The organism is Mesorhizobium sp. M2A.F.Ca.ET.042.01.1.1, assembly GCF_003997405.1.
Classification (GTDB): Bacteria; Pseudomonadota; Alphaproteobacteria; order Rhizobiales; family Rhizobiaceae; genus Mesorhizobium.
The window spans coordinates 14959-31942 of record NZ_RZRX01000045.1; the positions used below are offsets into that span (position 1 = coordinate 14959).

The window sequence follows — 16984 nt, forward strand, 5'->3', positions numbered from 1 at the left end:
AGCTGGAAGTGCGTGCCTTTCGATAGTCTATGGGCGGAATTCGACCGCCTCACCGATAGGCCGATCGAGGTTCGCCGTCACTGTCGGGCTGGGTCCGAGTCCGCGATAGGCGCCACGACAGCGCTCGCGATAGGCGCGCAACGCTTGGTCCATGGCGCCCGGACCGCCACACATTTGCGGATGACGTCCTGCCCGTCTTGGGTTTCAGCAGCGTGCGCCGGCGCTCCGATTTCCGCGACTTTTGGATCCCCTCCAATCGTGACGACCGATTATCGCCTGTCTCCATTTCGACCGTTATCTGGGCGGTAACACTTTTAGAAATCTATGCTGCTGGACATAAGCGGCGACCATACCGAGAATTTACTTTCAAATTCTGGCGGCAAAGTTCTATCGTAAATGAAAATAGGGGATGGGGTATGGAAACGAGTTCGGAGACTGGCGATGCTGCCGGTATATCAGCCGCGCCCGTAATAGAAGTCGTGGCGGACATCGCCGCCAGCTTTACATATGCGTCCTTCCAAAATGCTATTCCGGTGATCCGGTCTATCGCGCTCAACAACCCGACCCAGCAGGGTTTCGAAAAATGCACTCTCGAGCTGACATCGAACCCCCCTTTTTTGCGCGCCAAAAGCTGGACAATTGATCGGATCGTTGCTGGCGACCGGCTTCCCTTAAGCGATCGAAAAATCGATCTCGACGCCGGCTATCTGGCCGGTCTCAACGAGGCTGAGCGCGGGGAGATAACGTTGCGCCTAACCTCAGGAGGCGCAGTGCTGGCCGAGCAGCGCGTTGCGGTGCGCCTGCTTGCCCGCGACGAATGGGGTGGCGTCGTCGATATGGCGCAATTGCTCGCCGCATTCGTCATGCCGAACGACCCGGCGATCGCAGGACTGCTGCGTTCCGCAGCGGAGCTGCTCGCAGCGCATGGTCATCCTTCCAGCCTCGATGGCTATCAAAGCGGCAATCCGCAACGCGCATTCATGCTGGCGGCCGCAATTTATTCGGCCATTGCTGGCCTATCGCTGCATTATGCAGAGCCACCTGCGAGCTTCGAAAGCCGCGGCCAAAAAATTCGACGTCCCTCAATTATTACGGCAGAAAAGCTGGCAACCTGTCTCGATACCAGTCTGTTATTCGCGTCCGCCCTGGAGGCGACGGGCTTGCATCCCGTCGTTTTGATGTTTCAGGGACACGCGGCCGTCGGCGTCTGGATGACACAAAGGACGCTCGCCAACGCCATTGAACCCGATGCCATGGAGGTCCGCAAGGCGCTGGCATCGCGCGAACTCATCGTGTTTGAGACGACAGGCGTGACGCATCGGCCGGCGATGACGTTGGAGGCTGCCCAACACGCAATCGAACAGCGGCTCGACGAAACGCAGGTAGCCACCTTTGTCGCAGCCATCGATATACGCCGCTCGCGCAGCGGCGGCATCACACCGCTTGCTTCGCACGAACCGACGCGCCGCAGCGTGGATGCAGAGGCGGCAACCGAAATCGCGTTGCCGTTGCCAGCCGCACCGGCCGTGGTAGCCCTGCCGGTCGAGATCGTCGAGGTAAAGCCGACGACAGCGGCCGGACGGATCGACCGCTGGCAGAAAAAGCTCCTCGATTTGACACTGCGGAACCGCCTGCTCAATTTTCCGGACTCCAAGAAGACAATTCCGTTTCTTTGTACTGACGTCGGCTACCTCGAGGACCGTCTGATGGCAGGCGCTTCGATCCGGCTGATTTCGCTCCCCGAACAGAATCCACTGGGCGAGCGGGATGCTGTCCTCTATCGCGAGGTGCACGGACGTGACCTCCAGCGTGGCTTTGCCGCGGAAGCGCTTCTGCGCGACGAGCTCCCGTCGACGCTCGATGGGCGTCAATTGGAATCCCGGCTGATCGATCTTTACCGGCAAGTGCGCAACGATTTTGCCGAGGGCGGCGCGAATACGCTCTTCCTGGCGGTCGGCTTCCTGCGCTGGAAGAAGAAGGCCGAGGACGAGCGCAGCTATCGCGCGCCATTGCTGCTCGTACCGGTCAAAATCGAGCGCCGCAGCGCAACATCGCATTTTACCTTGCGCTTCCATGAAGATGAACCGCGATTCAACGCAACCTTGTTGCAGTTTCTCGAACGCGACTTCGAGCTCAAACTGCCACAGTTTTCCGGTGAGCTGCCCGAGGACGAAAGCGGCGTTGATGTGCCGAGGCTGCTCGGTCTTATGCGCCAGGCAGTGCGCGACGTCCCCGGCATGGAGGTGGTGGACGAGACGGCGCTGTCGACCTTTTCCTTCGCCAAGTTTCTCATGTGGAAGGATCTGGTCGAGCGTACCGATGCGCTGCGCGAAAACCGTGTCGTGCGCCATCTGATCGACACGCCGGAGATAGCTTTCGAGGGCAATGGCGCATCATTCCGCGACGAGCGCGAACTCGACCGGCACTATGCCCCGTCCGACATGGTTTTGCTGCTGCCGGCCGACTCCTCACAGACCGCCGCAAGTCTTGCCGCCGCTGAGGGTCGCGATTTTGTCATCATCGGTCCTCCCGGCACTGGCAAGAGCCAGACCATTGCCAACATGATTGCCAACTGTCTTTCAGTTGGCAAAACCGTGCTGTTTGTGGCCGAGAAGACGGCGGCGCTCGATGTGGTGTATCGCCGCCTGCGCGAACATGGCCTGGGCGCGCATTGTCTCGAACTCCATTCCAGCAAGGCGGACCGACGCAACTTTCTCACCCAGCTCAGGATCAGCTGGGAAAGCGGCGTGCGCGTGGACGCAGCGGAGTGGATTGCGATCAACGAGCGGCTTCGCGTCCGTCGCGACGAACTGAATGCCTATGTCGAAGCGCTGCATCGGCACCATGTCAATGGTCTGACGCCTTATCTGGCGCTCGGCATCGCTCTCAAGAACAAGCGGCAGCACGCTCCGAGATTGTCCTGGCCATCGCGCGATTCCCATGACGAGGCAAACCGGCTGGCGCTGGAGCATATTGCCGCCGAAACAGGTCTCGCATTTCAGTCGGTGGAGATGCGGTCGGTCTTGCGTCTTATAGATGTCACCGAGTGGACGTCAGGCTGGCAGGACAATTTGCTCGAAGGGGCAAAGACCCTCAAGAATGCGTCCGAGGTTCTAGCGACCGCACTCGACGCCTTCCTGGTGAGCATCGGCCTGCGCGCCAAAGGCGACGCGTCAAAAGCGGAGCTCGAAGCGCTGCGAAAACTAGCAGCGGCACTCCAGGACAGTGCCGGCTATGACGTCAGCATTGTCTTTGATCGAGATTTCGCCCAGTTGCGGGGAGCCCTCGCCACTCTCAATGAGGCAATCGGAGACTATCGCAAGTCTCGCAAGGACCTGTCGGCCCGCTATGACGAGGCTGCCGTTGCGCGCATACGGGTGGAGGACATAGAGCAGCAATGGCAGCAGGCCGCTTCTGCATTCTGGCCAAACAGTCAGTTGGGCAAACGCAAAGTCCAGAAGCTGCTTCAAGGCTATGTCACAGAGGGGGTAGCCGATCCTCAGCACGACTTGCTGCTGTTGCGCCTGATGCAGGACCGCCGGGCCACTGTCGAAGCCAACATCCTATCTGGGAAGCCGATCGGATTTGCCGCACTTGATACCGACACCCACCGTATCGATCAGATACTCTCGATGGCCGAAAGGCTTCGACAGACGCTACGCCTGCCCGGCCTCGGCACGGAGGATTTCAAAGCGCTCCTGCAAGCAACCGCCCCGAGCCTGCGAAGCGGTGCAGCAGATAGCACGATGCGCTATGGGGCAGCCCGCTTCCTTGCGGCTTCTGCAGCATTCGAGGCTGCCAAGACCCAATTTGCGATCCCTGCTGGAAAGACGCCTTCTTGGGCAGAACATGATAACCCGCTGACCGAATTGACGACTGCGATGGGAGACTTGCTCGACGCCCGTCATCTTCTCCGGGACTGGACTTCGTGGTGCGGCATTCGTCGCAGGGCTGTCAGTCACAATCTGGGAGCGTTGGTCGACGATATCGAGGCGGGTCTAGTGCGACCAGCTGAAGCTCAATCCGCGTTCCGCCTGGCCTATGTACGCTGGTGGCTGCCGGCCACGCTGGATGCCGATCCGGTGCTGCGGAATTTCCGTCGCTTCCAGCACGAGCACGCCATCGAAGATTTCCGGGAAATCGACGATCTTGTCCGCGCTCAAGCAAGCCTTCGCGTCATCAGTGCCATCGCTCATGGTTTGCCGGCTGTGCAAGGCGTCCCGCGCAATTCCGAGTTGGGCCTGTTGCGCCATCAGATGGAATTGCAGCGGCCCAGCCGGTCAATCCGCGAGATGATTGGCGCGATGCCGACGAGCTTTGCCAAGCTCGCGCCGTGCATGCTGATGTCCCCTCTTTCAATCGCTCAATATCTACCGCCCGACCAAGCCCTGTTCGACGTGGTGATTTTCGACGAAGCATCGCAGATCACCACCTGGGACGCCGTCGGTGCCATCGCGCGAGCCCATCAAACCATAATCGTAGGCGATCCCAAGCAGTTGCCGCCCACCAATTTCTTTGGCCGCAACGAGGAGGACGAGGAAGTCGTCGAACACGAAAAGGATCTTGAGAGCATTCTCGACGAAGCCAAAGCGGCCGGCATCCCGGTACGTGACCTGCGCTGGCATTATCGTAGCCGCAATGAGTCGCTGATCGCCTTTTCCAACCATCACTACTATCAGAACCGGCTCATCACATTCCCTTCGCCAACGGTGGAAGATCGGGCAGTTCAGCTGCGAAAAATCACGACCGGCATCTATGACCGTGGCAAAAGCCGCACCAATCGAATCGAAGCCCAAGCGGTAACCGACGAGGCGGTCAGCAGGATGCGGCGTTGGCTGGCCCTACCGGAAAAGGACCGACCCACGCTCGGAGTCATCACTTTCAACGCGCAACAGCAGTCGCTCATCCTCGACCTTTTCGACAAGGCACGCCAGACAGAGCCGGAGCTTGAATGGTTCTTTGCCGACGAGCGTATTGAGCCCGCCATCGTCAAGAATCTGGAAAATGTCCAAGGGGACGAGCGTGACATAATCCTGTTTTCGATCACCTTTTCGCAAGATAATGCCGGCAAGCGCAGCATGGATTTCGGCGCGCTGAATCGGGACGGCGGCGAACGCCGGCTGAATGTCGCGGTGACGCGTGCGCGGCAGGAACTGATCGTATTTTCAGGTTTTGCCGCCGACCAGATCGACCCCAACCGAACCAAAGCGATCGGCGTACAGCATCTCAAAGCCTTTCTCGATTTTGCCGAACGCGGCGCTGTGGCATTGCCAGCGCAGGAACGCGGATCGGTCGGAGCCCTGGAATCCCCTTTCGAGGAGGCCGTCGCTGCCGAGCTTGAGAAGCGCGGATGGACCATCGTTCCTCAAGTCGGCATTTCGGGCTTTCGAGTGGATATAGGGATCCGGCATCCCGATCTCGCCGGCGCCTATCTGGCTGGGGTCGAATGCGACGGCGCGACCTATCACAGTTCTGCCACGGCGCGAGATCGAGACAAGGTCCGCGAGCAGGTCCTGCGCGGCCTCGGGTGGAACATTGTCCGGGTATGGTCAACCGATTGGTGGTTTGATCTCGAAGGTTGCACCGAGAGGCTTCATGCCAGCCTGGCCGCGCTGCTCGAGGAAAGCCGTCGCAAACAGGCTGAACAACAGGAAAGTGAAGCCGCGATCCATTGGGACATGGGACATAAGGTCGACCCCATGGACCCATTGCCAGCCGAAGACCTAGCATCGGCCGGCGAACCGGAACATCCGTCGATAAAATCAGAGCCAGAACTTGTCGCCGCTCCCCTCGCGACGGGAGAGCGCCCATCGGCATCTGCAGGAATTTTGCCTGCGGCCGCGCATTCGACGCATGATACCGTACCGACGGGCGGCCGTTATCGCCTGACTGATCTAACCGGATTTTCCACCAGCCCGGATCAGTTTTATGACTTCGTCTACCGAGGCACGCTGCGGTCCATGGTCGACGCGGTGATCGAGCAGGAAGGACCTCTGCGAGATGACGTCCTTGCGCAGCGCATCGCACGGGCGCATGGCTGGCTCAGAACGGGCAACAAGATTCGGGAGCGGATCGACCTGCATCTGCGCGAGTTCGATAGAACTGAAGAATCCAGCGGCAGCTTCCTATGGAAGAGAGGGACGGTGGTCGACCTGCTTGATTATCGCATGCCGTTCGATGCCGATGCCCGCCGGTCCATTGCCGACATTCCAATCGCCGAGCTGGCCGCTGTCGTCGTTGCGAACGAGGACATTCTGGAACAGTCCGACCCCGCTCTCGACCTTGCACGTCTGCTCGGTGTCGAGCGACTTGCGGCGATTTCACGCTCCCGGCTGGATGAAGCCATCGATCGCGCCCAGCGCAACCTGGCATCGACATAGTCTCGGAGACTCCATGTTTCGATTCATCCACAGCTCCGATCTTCATATCGGCAAGCGGTTCGGCAACATGCCAGAGGATCTGCGCGGGCGGCTCCGTGAAGCGCGCCATGGCGCGATCAGCCGGCTGGCAGAGCAGGCACGCGTCCATGGTGCATCCACCATACTTCTGGCCGGCGATACGTTCGATACCGAAACGCCCACTCCAGCGATGTTGCGGCAGGCCATGGCCGAGATGAGCCAGAGCGCGCCTCTGCGCTGGATATTGCTGCCTGGCAACCATGATTCCCTGTTGGCTGATCAATTGTGGAGTGCAGCGGACAGCGTTGTGCCGGACAATGTCCTGCTGGCGACGCGGCCCGAAACCCTGACCATTGGCGCGGACGTGGCGCTGCTGCCTGCACCTTGCACCACCCGCAGACCCGGTCGCGACCTTACCGAGTGGATGAACAGCGCCGCGACGCCGCAAGGCGCCATCCGGCTCGGCCTTGCTCATGGCGCTATTCAGAACTTTTCCGAAGATTCAGCAGCGTCCGATGTCATTGCACCAGATCGCGCGACTAAGGCCGGCCTCGATTATCTGGCACTTGGCGACTGGCACGGACCCGTCACCATCAATGAGCGCAGCCGTTATAGCGGTGCGCCCGAACCTGACCGTTTCAAGCATGATACACCCGGTCAGGCCCTTGTCGTTTCCATTGCCGGGCCTGGCGCCGTGCCCGAGATCGTGGCCGTTGAAACAGCTAGCTTTTCCTGGAAAACCGCTCCCCTGCATCTGCTGTCTGGCGACGACAGCGCCGCGGCATTTGAAGCGTTGCTTCCACCGGCTCATCTGCGGCGTCAGACTTTGCTGCGAATTGCCGCGTCTGGCCGGGTGCGGTTAAGTGGGCGAACGATCCTTCAAGCGGCGATCGCGGTAGCCGCGCCCGACTTCGCCTATCTGGAACTGGACGGGGACGGGCTCGCGACCGACTGCGAAAGTGGCGATTTGGATCGGATCGACCGCTCTGGTGCCCTTCGCGAGGCAGCGCAGGCACTGTTGGATGAAAGCAGCGACGAAACCCGGTCGGCTGTCGAACGCGACATATCGCGAGAAGCACTGGTTCGGTTGTTCAGCTATTGCGAGGCGATGGGATCATGAAACTTACGGCCCTTCGGCTCCACAACGTCAAACGGTTCGCCGGGCAAGGCGTCGCCATCGAAAACATCGGCGACGGCGTCAACGTGCTTTGCGCGGTCAATGAGTTCGGCAAATCAACCTTCTTCGAAGCGCTGCACGCACTCTTTTTCCAGCCTCACACGGGCACACCCGAAGGCGTGCGACTGTTGCGGCCTTACAGTGGGGGCAATCCGGTGGTGGAGGCCGACATCACCACTTCAGAAGGACGCTATCGACTTGCCAAGCAGTTTTATGGCGGCAGGCTGGCCAGCGTTATTGACCTCGACGGCGGGCGACTGTTGGCTCAAGCCGATGAGGCCGAAGCCTTTATCGGCAAACTAATCCATGGCGGAAGCGCAGGACCGGCAGGATTGCTCTGGGTTCGCCAAGGGGTCACCGGCATCGAAAGGCGCAGCAAAAGCGAGGAGGACGGCGAAAAACGCGTGCGCGAAAGCCTACTGTCCTCGGTTCAGGGGGAAGTTGAAGCCCTGACCGGCGGGCGACGCATGGCCGAAATCGCCGCGGCATGTGAAGAAGAACTCTATAGCCTGGTTACGTCAACGCTGCGTCCCAAGAGCGGCGGTCTCTATGCGGCAGCGCTCGACGAGCGTGACAAGCTGGTGAAAGACGAGCAGCGTCTCAGCGCCGAAGTCACCGGTCTGCGCGATTCGCTCGACAAGCGGCGCATGGCGTTGGCGCGTCTGTCTGAGCTTGAAAACCCCGAAGAAGGCGCCACTCGGCGGGAAGCCATCTCGGCCGCGGAAGCCGCAGTCGAGGCCGCCAAATCGCACAGCGAAGCCTTGAAAGCCGCCGAGGCGGAAGCTGCCCTTGCCGCAATTCACCACGACGCGGCGCAGCAGGCCCTCGATAGTTTTCGGACCGCGCTCAAACGAGCCACGGATTTGCGCCAGCAGTCGACGATTGCGCAGCTTCGCCGCAGTGAGGTTCTCGATCGGCGCGCTTCTGCCATTGCCGAAAACGAACAAGCGATGGGCGAAGTTCAAGCAGCCGAACTGGAAGAGCGCGAAGCACGCGAATTGCTCGCGCGGCTGGATGCGACTCTTTTGGCGCGTGACGCTGCCGAACAACTGGCCGGCTCGGACAACCGGTTGAAACAAGCCGAAGTCGCCAGAACCCAGATCGAAGATGGAGAGGCAGCACTGGCGATGCTGGCGGTGCCGGAACAAGCTGTCGAGCAACTCCAGGCGCTCGAAATCGAGATCGCCAGCCTTCGTGCAGCTCACCTGGCAACCCTGCCGACGCTATGCATGGAATACCGGGACGGCGCCGCCGATTTGGTGACCATCGATGCCAAGCCCTTGCCCCATGCAGAAGACCAAAGCTTTGCTGGCACCGTACGCCTGGATATTGCCGGCATCGGAGCCTTGACCCTGCGATCGAATCGGCCGCAGCAGGCCGACCGGACCATCGAAGACGCCGAAGCGAAGCACCGCAGCCTGCTTGCGTCCCTCGGTGTCGATAGCCTCAGGACGGCACGCCAGCGCCTAGTGGAAGCGCGCGACAAAGCTACCGAACTGGGCTTGGCGCGTCAGCGACTTGCCGATCTCGCGCCCAAGGGGATACAGCAATTACACGAGGAGCTTGCTCGTCTGAGTGCCCTCGGGGCCGGGGACCTCGAACTCAAAGTCGATCCAGAACAGATCCGGCAACATCATGCCGCAGCCGAGCAGCGTGTGGCGACAACACGCAACAGCGTGCGCGAGGCCTTGCCTTTGCGCAGCCATGCCGACGAGGCTGTCATGGCTGCGGAGACGGCTTATGTCACCATCCAGGCGGAACTGACCAGCCTCGAGGTCATATTGGGACCCGATGCAGCGCGCGAGGAAAAGGGGCGCTTGCTGCTCACCGAGGCCACCGCACGACAAAAGCTGCGCGAAGCGGCCGAAATGCGCGCTGCTCCCCTGCGCGACGGCGCTCGCGATCTCACCAGCGCTGAAGCCGTTCTGCGCCGCGCCCGTTCGGTTCAGGATGCCGCCACACAGGAAGCAAGTCAGTTGCGTGTAACCCTGGCCGATCTCAATGGCCATATTCGCACTCGGTCCGACGACGCGGTGGAAGAAGCTTTGCGCGAGGCCACAGAAAAATTGGAAATCGCTGGAGAGCGAGCGAGACGCTTCGAATTCGAAAAAGCCGTCCTCGACCGGCTGCGCACGACGCTGGTCGCTGCGCGCTCGACGGCACGCGATCTTTATCTGAAGCCGGTCATGTCCGAGCTGCGACCGCTGCTTGGATTGCTATTCGATGACATCTCCATAGTGTTCGACGAGAACACACTGTTGCCACAGACCGTTCGCCGCAATGGTCAGGATGAGGATGTCGATAGGTTGAGTGGCGGCATGCGAGAACAGCTTTCGGTTCTGACACGTCTGGCCTTCGCCCGTTTGCTTGCCCGCGACGGCCGACCCACACCGGTTATCCTGGATGACGCTTTGGTTTATTCCGATGACGACCGCATCGAGCGCATGTTCGACGCTTTGCATCGTCAATCACACGATCAGCAGATTCTCGTTTTCTCCTGCCGCCAACGCGCGTTTGCAAAACTCGGCGGTAACATTTTGCAGATGAGCGACTGGCAACCGGGTCGGTCATAAGCGGAGATCGCGCAGCCTCAGCTAGGGCGACGGCAGATCGTATCGTGTTACGATTGCAATGCCGTTTTCGATCTCGATTTCGATAACTTCATTAATCAGGAATTCCTCTGGGCCAAGATCCTCGAGGAGAGCATCGAAGAGCTCTCTCTGTTTTTCAGGCCCGACCTGAGGGACGACGATAATCAGGCCGGCGTGAACCGGTTCTTTGGCATAGAGCTTCCTGAAGTCCTTAGCATTGTTGGTGACGAAGGTGAAATCCTCATCGATAATGAGCGGCATGAGGTCCCAGTCGGTTTCGCCGCTTAGCCCAAGCCAGTTGACGTGGTTTGCTTCATGTCCGCGTTCTTGGGCTACCGCAACCAGAGACGTGTGCAGGCACTCATCGATCAGAAACCTCACGAGGTCACACGCGTCTCGACCTGGCCGACGGACCTGGGTCGCCCTTCAAAACCACGCGCTTCGACGACTTTATTTTCACGCCCTGCTCGACCAGCTTCTTAGGCCGCCCACGAACCGGGTGCGCGGCGACCCACATTCTGGCGAGCTCAATCACGCGCGGCGTTAGCTTCGGATATCCCTCCAGAACCTCCGCTTCATCTGCGCCCTGCGCTAGCATCGTCGTGATCATACGAACAGGGATGCGGGTTCCTTTGAAGACAGGCTCTCCGCCCATCACCCCTTTAACGCGGCCGATGGCGGCCTCCGCTTCATCAAGATCCACGATGCGCGCTTTGAGCTGTTTACGTGCCTCGGCGACGTCGACGATCAGCAGGTCGTCGGCCCTTACGGTCTTGGCCCTTGGGGCAGCTTTGATTTCCTCGAACAGGCGGTAGCGACGATCAGCGGGCAATGTCGCACCCACGCCATACCAAAGCTTGAGCCGCAGCAAATCCTCGCCGGTCAATGCCCGTCGGACGACCCCACCGATGCGCCGAGCAGTGCTTGGCACAGTATCGACAATGCGTTTGTCGATCGCATTGTGCACGGCCTTGATTCCTATCCCGCTGACGGCGGCTGCCTCTGCGGGGGTGTAGATGCGAGCAAGTGTGCCCATTATTCTTCTCCTTATAAAGAATAATATAGGCCGTTTGACCCCCTCCGTAAAGGCACGCGTCTTTGGAATCACGGCGGTTAGCAAAGGCGGTGGTGAGCCGAGAGGCCTCACAAACCCTTGGGGCTCGAGATGGCAGACTCGGCGCAGTATAATTGCGCTAACTATCGAATTTGCAGTTGGCGACAAACGACACACGAGTTCGTCGCGGACTTTTAACTCTGCGAAGGCGCGTCTTCGAGCGCTTTGAAACCCTACACCCATCTGCAGGCCATCTGTATCAAGCTTTGGACCAAAACCGTTTCCATCGCTCACGAGCGTTCTCTCTGGGGGTCTCAAGTGGGGCTTGCCCATGGCCACGAATTTTTGGGCGACAGCGGTGCAGAGGCCGCATACCGCTGCCTGCTTGACGTCGCTGACCGTGTCCATGTCCGAAATTTGCCTACAAATTTCGGACGCCCTTGGGCGCGCTAGATTCGCTATGGAAAGCTGGAAGCACTCGCAAGCCCGGTGGCCACAGCGTCTGCAGCGCCAAGCTATTCCTCCGTATCCAAACCCGCATCCTCATGGCCACTAGCCAACTCTGGCATAATTTCACCAGCAAGCAGCTCATCTCTGCTCAGCAGCCCGGCATCCTCGAGCGCCTCGCAGTCCGGGAGATCGCGAAGCGTGTCGAGGCCGAACTCGAGCAGGACGCTTTTGTCGTCACATAGGTGTAGGGAGCGCCGGGCGTCGGACTGCGCGGGTTCGACGCGATCAGGCCGGTGCCGCAGATGGCCGATCAGGTCGCGACTGATTACTTCCCGAAAACCGACGACAATTCGGCGCGGGTAATCGGCTGGAAGTGCCGATGCACATCAGCATCAGCACGTCCGACCACGTCAGGTCCACGGCACGCCCGCTGCTTCCGCAGGCGCGGATGGCATCGGCATAGGCCGGCCGTGTCAGGTGCTTCCAGCCGCCGGCGACAGCGACGAGGTCATAGGGCCGTCCGCGCAGCTCTCGGATGTCGTCGATGAGAAGGTCACGGGCGAGCTCGCGGGAGAGACTGCACCGCAAGCGCGTCCCGCGCGCGCGAACTGCTCGATCAACTGATCTCAGACGACGACGAATCTCGTCCAGATTCCAAAAGCGGTGGCCGCAGCGGCGCTTTGCGGGCTCGCGTTACCACAGATCGCAGAACTGTGATCTCGCCTTGTGCCCGAGACCGCAATCTGGGCTCGCGACGAAGCATATCGCTTGCGATCATCAAAGGACGCGTCGACGCCGTCGGTTGCCTTTTCCACCGCCGCCTCACACATCGTGTTGGGGCTGAAGAGCTACCTGCAAATCCTCGCAACGGGCGCGGCCGCATCCTTGATTTTACAAATTGACACGTCTTGGTTTTTAGAAAATGCCACGTGCGATGATGGCGCCAAAAAAAAATGTCACGCGAGATGATCATGCCTGAGGTAAATGGTCCGCCAAAGTTGGGAAAGGTATACCGGTTGAATGGTGGATAGGTACGCCGGATAAAAAGGGCTTCGGGTTCCGGAAGACGAACTAATCGACGGATAGGCGCTGCTCGTGAGGGAAACTGCATGCGCATTACGGTTATGACCATCCAGGGATGTCGGATATGATCTTGAATAGTGACATTGCAGGCCAAAGAGCGGCCGAGAAGCTAGCAGAGGGCCTGAAATCGCAGGGCAAGCAGCAATACGAAGAAAGGTCGAGGGAACGCGAACGAGATGTGTCTCGTTAGGTCGCACGTTGCACCAGGGGTGCGTCGGAAGGCACTCCGCCGTGTCCTGAAGAGGTAGCCTGCACTTGAGAATAGCCACGGTGGTACCTTATTTTCGGCTGTGAAGCACACGAGACCCGCGACGTGAGACCCAGTTGCTCAATACCCAGTTGCTGGGTGAGCGTGCATGACTGCCAACGGAAGGTCTTGCACGCACCCTCGCGATCTTGAGCAATGGTCGCCATGACTTTCTTCTTGCAGGCTTTTGAGTGGCCCAGCCTGCAATCACCAGACCCCACCGACTCTAAAGAGCGTGGCAGACGGGATAGTCGAGGTTGCCCGGCACAATTACGCTCAAGGCTTGCGCCGCCCAGAGGACACGCTGAAAAGGCAGCATGGGCGCGCAAGCACGCCATTCACGAGAGGTTCGACATGAAGACTATGCAAGAAAAAGACATTCCGGCATTCGTGCAAGCAGTTGTGGAGGCCGGCTGCAACATTTGCGCGATTGGCAACTTGGGATATGTCTTTGGCGATGCTGATTTGACGCCGGCGCAACGGAGGTCCGTCGAGCCACAGCTGCGCAGGATTGCTGAGATCTACGGCGAACGCGATCATCTCATGGACGAGATAGCTGTATATCTGCGGTCGATCGGACGCCATGTCGAGGTTGAGCCGAAGACAGGTGTTTCCTGATGGCCGCGATCGATCGCGTTCCGTAGTCGCCATTTCTATTGGGTAACGAGCAGCCGTCTTCCAACCTCTGAAACAAAAAAGAGGTGACCCCCAAAGGCCGCTCTCGAGACCGCAAGTCTGAGCCGCTAACGCATTGCGATAACCAGGCTGTCCGAACTGGGCGTCGATGCCTTCCTCGACCAGGTCGCGGTAGGCGGCGATCTCATCTACCGCATGCATAGCCAAGCCAGAGAAGTTTTCGGCAGCGGAATTCTCGGTCGCTTCCCCTTTTATGACTAGAGGGTGCGGCCGATCCGGCCGCGACGATCTCGCAGGGATTGCCATATACGGCAACACGAACACCGGCGGATCAATACTCGGATAATGGCGGCCGGCTATGTAGCGATCGATCGCGCACCAACATATCAATGCAATAGCTTAGTTGCTTTCAAAGGCGGGTCTCTACGAACTGCAAGCAAGCTAAACGATTGCGTCAACTCTTCCTCGCAGAGCGAAAACTCCGCGCCCACGCGATTTCTCTGCTGGAACAGCGGCACATCCTCAGCGCCAGGACACGGCCGCCGCCGTCGGGTTTTACGAAGCCGGTGATTGCATAAGTTGCCCGCAAGATATCATTGGTATCGGGAACGCCGCCGATGCCGCATCCTGAATAGAGCGGCCGCTTGCACCTGCCAGCCCGACGACCAGATCATATCTGCAACTCCATCTACCTGGACGTGGTGCAAATCACCTCGCTGAAGCCGCAAATCGTCGCCTTCGACCAGGATAACCACATCCGTGACCGCCTGAGCTACTCGGTCGATCTCGACGCACATGGCCGATACAGTTTTTCCATCCTTCACGAAGCGAATGAGACTTTGGCCATTCCAGCCCTGGTCTACGGGGCGTGACTTGTCCCCGATGCATGCGCGAGCTCTCCGCTCGGCCGGCCGCCGGACGTCGCCACCGGCCGAAGGCGCCCGAAGGCGCCCGAAGGCGCTTGACAAAGCAGCACCGGCCCATTCAACTTGAGGCATTCACCAGGGGAGTCCCGGTAAGGGGCTGAGATACTGCTGGCTTTCGCGGCGCAGTGACCCGTTGAACCTGATCCAGTTCATACTGGCGTAGGGACGGTGCAAGCGCTTTGCGGGAGTTTACGCCCGAGGTCCTGCTGCAGCAGGTCTACAGAAGCGTCTTTTCATCCTTCCGGCACAGAACTGGGTCTCCAATGCATGAGCAAAGGAGCCTCACGATGAATGCCCTCACCCCCGCCGTGTCGACGGGACCACTGCCCGCCTCGCGGAAAATCCACAAGCCCGGCGTCCTCTACCCGCAGATCAGGGTGCCGATGCGCGAGATTTCCGTCCATCCGACGGCCGGCGAACCGCCCGTCACCGTCTACGATCCGTCCGGCCCCTACACCGATCCATCAGTCCAAACCAGCATCGAAAAAGGCCTTGCCCGGCTTCGCCACGAATGGGTCACGGCGCGTTGCGATGTCGAAGCCTATGACGGCCGCCACGTCCGGCCGGAAGACAATGGATTCGCCACCGGCGAGCGCCTGACACCGGAATTTCCGATACGCAATCGGCCGCTCAAGGCCAAGCAGGGCAAGGCGGTGACCCAACTTGCCTATGCGCGCGCCGGCATCATCACGCCAGAAATGGAGTTCGTAGCCATCCGCGAGAATCTCGGCCGCGAGGTGATGCGCGGCAAGCTGCAACGCGACGGCGAAGCCTTCGGCGCGGCGATCCCAGATTTCGTCACACCCGAATTCGTGCGCGACGAGGTGGCGCGCGGACGCGCAATCATTCCCGCCAACATCAATCATCCCGAGAGCGAACCGATGATCATCGGGCGAAATTTCCTGGTGAAGATCAACGCCAACATCGGTAACTCGGCTGTCACATCGTCGATGGCCGAAGAGGTCGAAAAGATGGTGTGGGCGATCCGCTGGGGCGCCGATACGGTGATGGACCTGTCGACCGGCCGCAACATCCACAACATCCGCGACTGGATCGTGCGCAATGCACCGGTGCCGATCGGCACGGTGCCGCTCTATCAGGCGCTCGAAAAGGTCGGCGGCATCGCCGAGGACCTCAACTGGGAGGTCTATCGCGACACGCTGATCGAGCAGGCCGAGCAAGGCGTCGACTATTTCACCATCCACGCCGGCGTGCGGCTGCACTACATACCGCTGACCGTCGACCGGGTCACGGGCATCGTCTCGCGCGGCGGCTCGATCATGGCCAAATGGTGCCTGCACCATCACCGGGAGAGCTTCCTCTACGAGCATTTCGAGGAGATCTGCGACATCGCCAGAGCCTATGACGTTTCCTTCTCGCTCGGCGACGGCCTTCGTCCCGGTTCAATCGCCGATGCGAACGACGCGGCGCAATTCGCCGAACTGGAAACACTTGGAGAACTCACCAAGATTGCCTGGGCAAAGGACTGCCAGGTGATGATCGAAGGCCCGGGCCATGTCCCCATGCACAAGATCAGGCAGAACATGGACAAGCAGCTCGCAGTGTGCGGTGAGGCGCCGTTCTACACGTTGGGGCCGCTGACGACCGACATCGCGCCGGGCTATGACCACATCACCTCAGGGATAGGTGCCGCCATGATAGGCTGGTTCGGCACCGCAATGCTTTGCTACGTCACGCCGAAAGAGCATCTCGGCCTTCCCGACCGCAACGACGTCAAGATTGGGGTGATCACTTACAAGATAGCCGCCCATGCAGCCGATCTGGCGAAGGGCCATCCGGCAGCGAAAACCAGGGATGATGCCCTTTCGCGCGCGCGCTTCGAGTTCCGCTGGGAGGACCAGTTCAACCTGTCGCTCGACCCCGAAACCGCACGGTCCTTCCACGACCAGACCTTGCCCAAGGAGGCGCACAAGCTGGCACATTTCTGTTCGATGTGCGGGCCGAAATTCTGCTCCATGCGCATTTCCCACGACATCCGTGCCGAGGCTCAGAAGGAAGGCATGGCGGCAATGGCGGCAAAATACCGGGAGGGCGGCGATCTCTACATGCCGGCGGACGAGACTGGCGTACCGGTCGTGCCGGAGGCTCCCAAACCATCATGAGGGTGCTCGTCAAAGGGGCCGGCGTTGCCGGCCTCACCGTCGCTTTCGAACTCGCCGCCCGCGGCGCGACGGTCACAGTCGCCGAGATGCGGCATGGCCTTGGCGGCAACGCGTCGTGGTTCGCCGGCGGCATGCTGGCGCCATGGTGCGAGCGCGAAAGCGCGGAGCAGCCGGTGCTGGATCTCGGACGCGACGCTGCCGACTGGTGGGATGCGGTGCTGTCGGGTCAGGTGACACGGGCCGGGACATTGGTCGTGGCCGCGCCGCGTGATGCCGGTGAGCTTGACCGGTTCGCCAGT

General features: G+C 60.2%; 9 protein-coding genes, 1 pseudogene and 1 riboswitch. Of the genes and pseudogenes, 7 read left to right on the forward strand and 3 right to left on the reverse strand.

Annotation, left to right across the window (positions count from 1 at the left end):
- The first annotated feature begins 416 nt into the window (after positions 1-416).
- Genes EOA23_RS09575 through EOA23_RS09585 form a run of 3 tightly spaced genes read left to right on the forward strand, consistent with a single transcriptional unit; the run spans position 417 to position 10148 of the window.
- Entirely contained in the window at positions 417-6380 is a 5964-nt protein-coding gene (locus EOA23_RS09575) for a DUF3320 domain-containing protein (RefSeq protein ID WP_126057627.1), read from the forward strand.
- Positions 6381-6393: 13 nt separating this feature from the next.
- Entirely contained in the window at positions 6394-7518 is a 1125-nt protein-coding gene (locus tag EOA23_RS09580; RefSeq protein ID WP_126057626.1) for a DNA repair exonuclease, read from the forward strand.
- Positions 7515-10148 (forward strand): ATP-binding protein, encoded by a 2634-nt coding sequence (locus EOA23_RS09585; protein WP_126063810.1) that lies wholly within the window; start codon positions 7515-7517, stop codon positions 10146-10148. The genes EOA23_RS09580 and EOA23_RS09585 overlap by 4 nt, the downstream gene beginning before the upstream one ends.
- A gap of 21 nt (positions 10149-10169) precedes the next feature.
- Here the strand turns inward: EOA23_RS09585 and EOA23_RS09590 are convergent, their stop codons facing one another.
- From EOA23_RS09590 to EOA23_RS36405, 3 genes and pseudogenes are all read right to left on the reverse strand, one after another.
- Entirely contained in the window at positions 10170-10547 is a 378-nt protein-coding gene (locus tag EOA23_RS09590; protein ID WP_126057625.1) for a DUF5615 family PIN-like protein, read from the reverse strand.
- A gap of 4 nt (positions 10548-10551) precedes the next feature.
- Positions 10552-11202, reverse strand: coding sequence for a DUF433 domain-containing protein (locus tag EOA23_RS09595; RefSeq protein ID WP_126057624.1), 651 nt, complete (start codon positions 11200-11202; stop codon positions 10552-10554).
- A 533-nt stretch (positions 11203-11735) separates the two neighbouring features.
- Positions 11736-12258: pseudogene (locus EOA23_RS36405) on the reverse strand (SMC-Scp complex subunit ScpB).
- 898 nt (positions 12259-13156) lie between these two features.
- Here EOA23_RS36405 and EOA23_RS37055 point away from each other — a divergent pair.
- The 4 genes from EOA23_RS37055 to EOA23_RS09620 form a co-directional block, all read left to right on the forward strand.
- Positions 13157-13618, forward strand: a complete 462-nt coding sequence (locus EOA23_RS37055; protein WP_306283303.1) for a hypothetical protein — start codon at positions 13157-13159, stop codon at positions 13616-13618.
- Between the two features lie 662 nt (positions 13619-14280).
- A complete protein-coding gene (locus EOA23_RS09610; protein WP_245454713.1) occupies positions 14281-14508 on the forward strand; it encodes a hypothetical protein in 228 nt (75 codons plus the stop codon).
- A gap of 121 nt (positions 14509-14629) precedes the next feature.
- Positions 14630-14746: riboswitch (TPP riboswitch) on the forward strand.
- A 103-nt stretch (positions 14747-14849) separates the two neighbouring features.
- On the forward strand, positions 14850-16685 hold the full coding sequence (thiC, locus tag EOA23_RS09615) for a phosphomethylpyrimidine synthase ThiC (RefSeq protein ID WP_126063809.1): 1836 nt from the start codon (positions 14850-14852) through the stop codon (positions 16683-16685).
- Positions 16682-16984 (forward strand): FAD-dependent oxidoreductase (locus EOA23_RS09620; RefSeq protein ID WP_127303751.1); only part of this gene is annotated, 303 nt, incomplete at its 3' end. The genes thiC and EOA23_RS09620, both read left to right, overlap by 4 nt.

Coding starts and splice junctions, on each gene's coding strand:
- EOA23_RS09585 (WP_126063810.1), top strand. CDS start 7,515: ATGAAACTTACGGCCCTTCGGCTCCACAACGTCAAACGGTTCGCCGGG.
- thiC (WP_126063809.1), top strand. CDS start 14,850: ATGAATGCCCTCACCCCCGCCGTGTCGACGGGACCACTGCCCGCCTCG.
- EOA23_RS37055 (WP_306283303.1), top strand. CDS start 13,157: ATGGTCGCCATGACTTTCTTCTTGCAGGCTTTTGAGTGGCCCAGCCTG.
- EOA23_RS09595 (WP_126057624.1), bottom strand. CDS start 11,202: ATGGGCACACTTGCTCGCATCTACACCCCCGCAGAGGCAGCCGCCGTC.
- EOA23_RS09575 (WP_126057627.1), top strand. CDS start 417: ATGGAAACGAGTTCGGAGACTGGCGATGCTGCCGGTATATCAGCCGCG.
- EOA23_RS09580 (WP_126057626.1), top strand. CDS start 6,394: ATGTTTCGATTCATCCACAGCTCCGATCTTCATATCGGCAAGCGGTTC.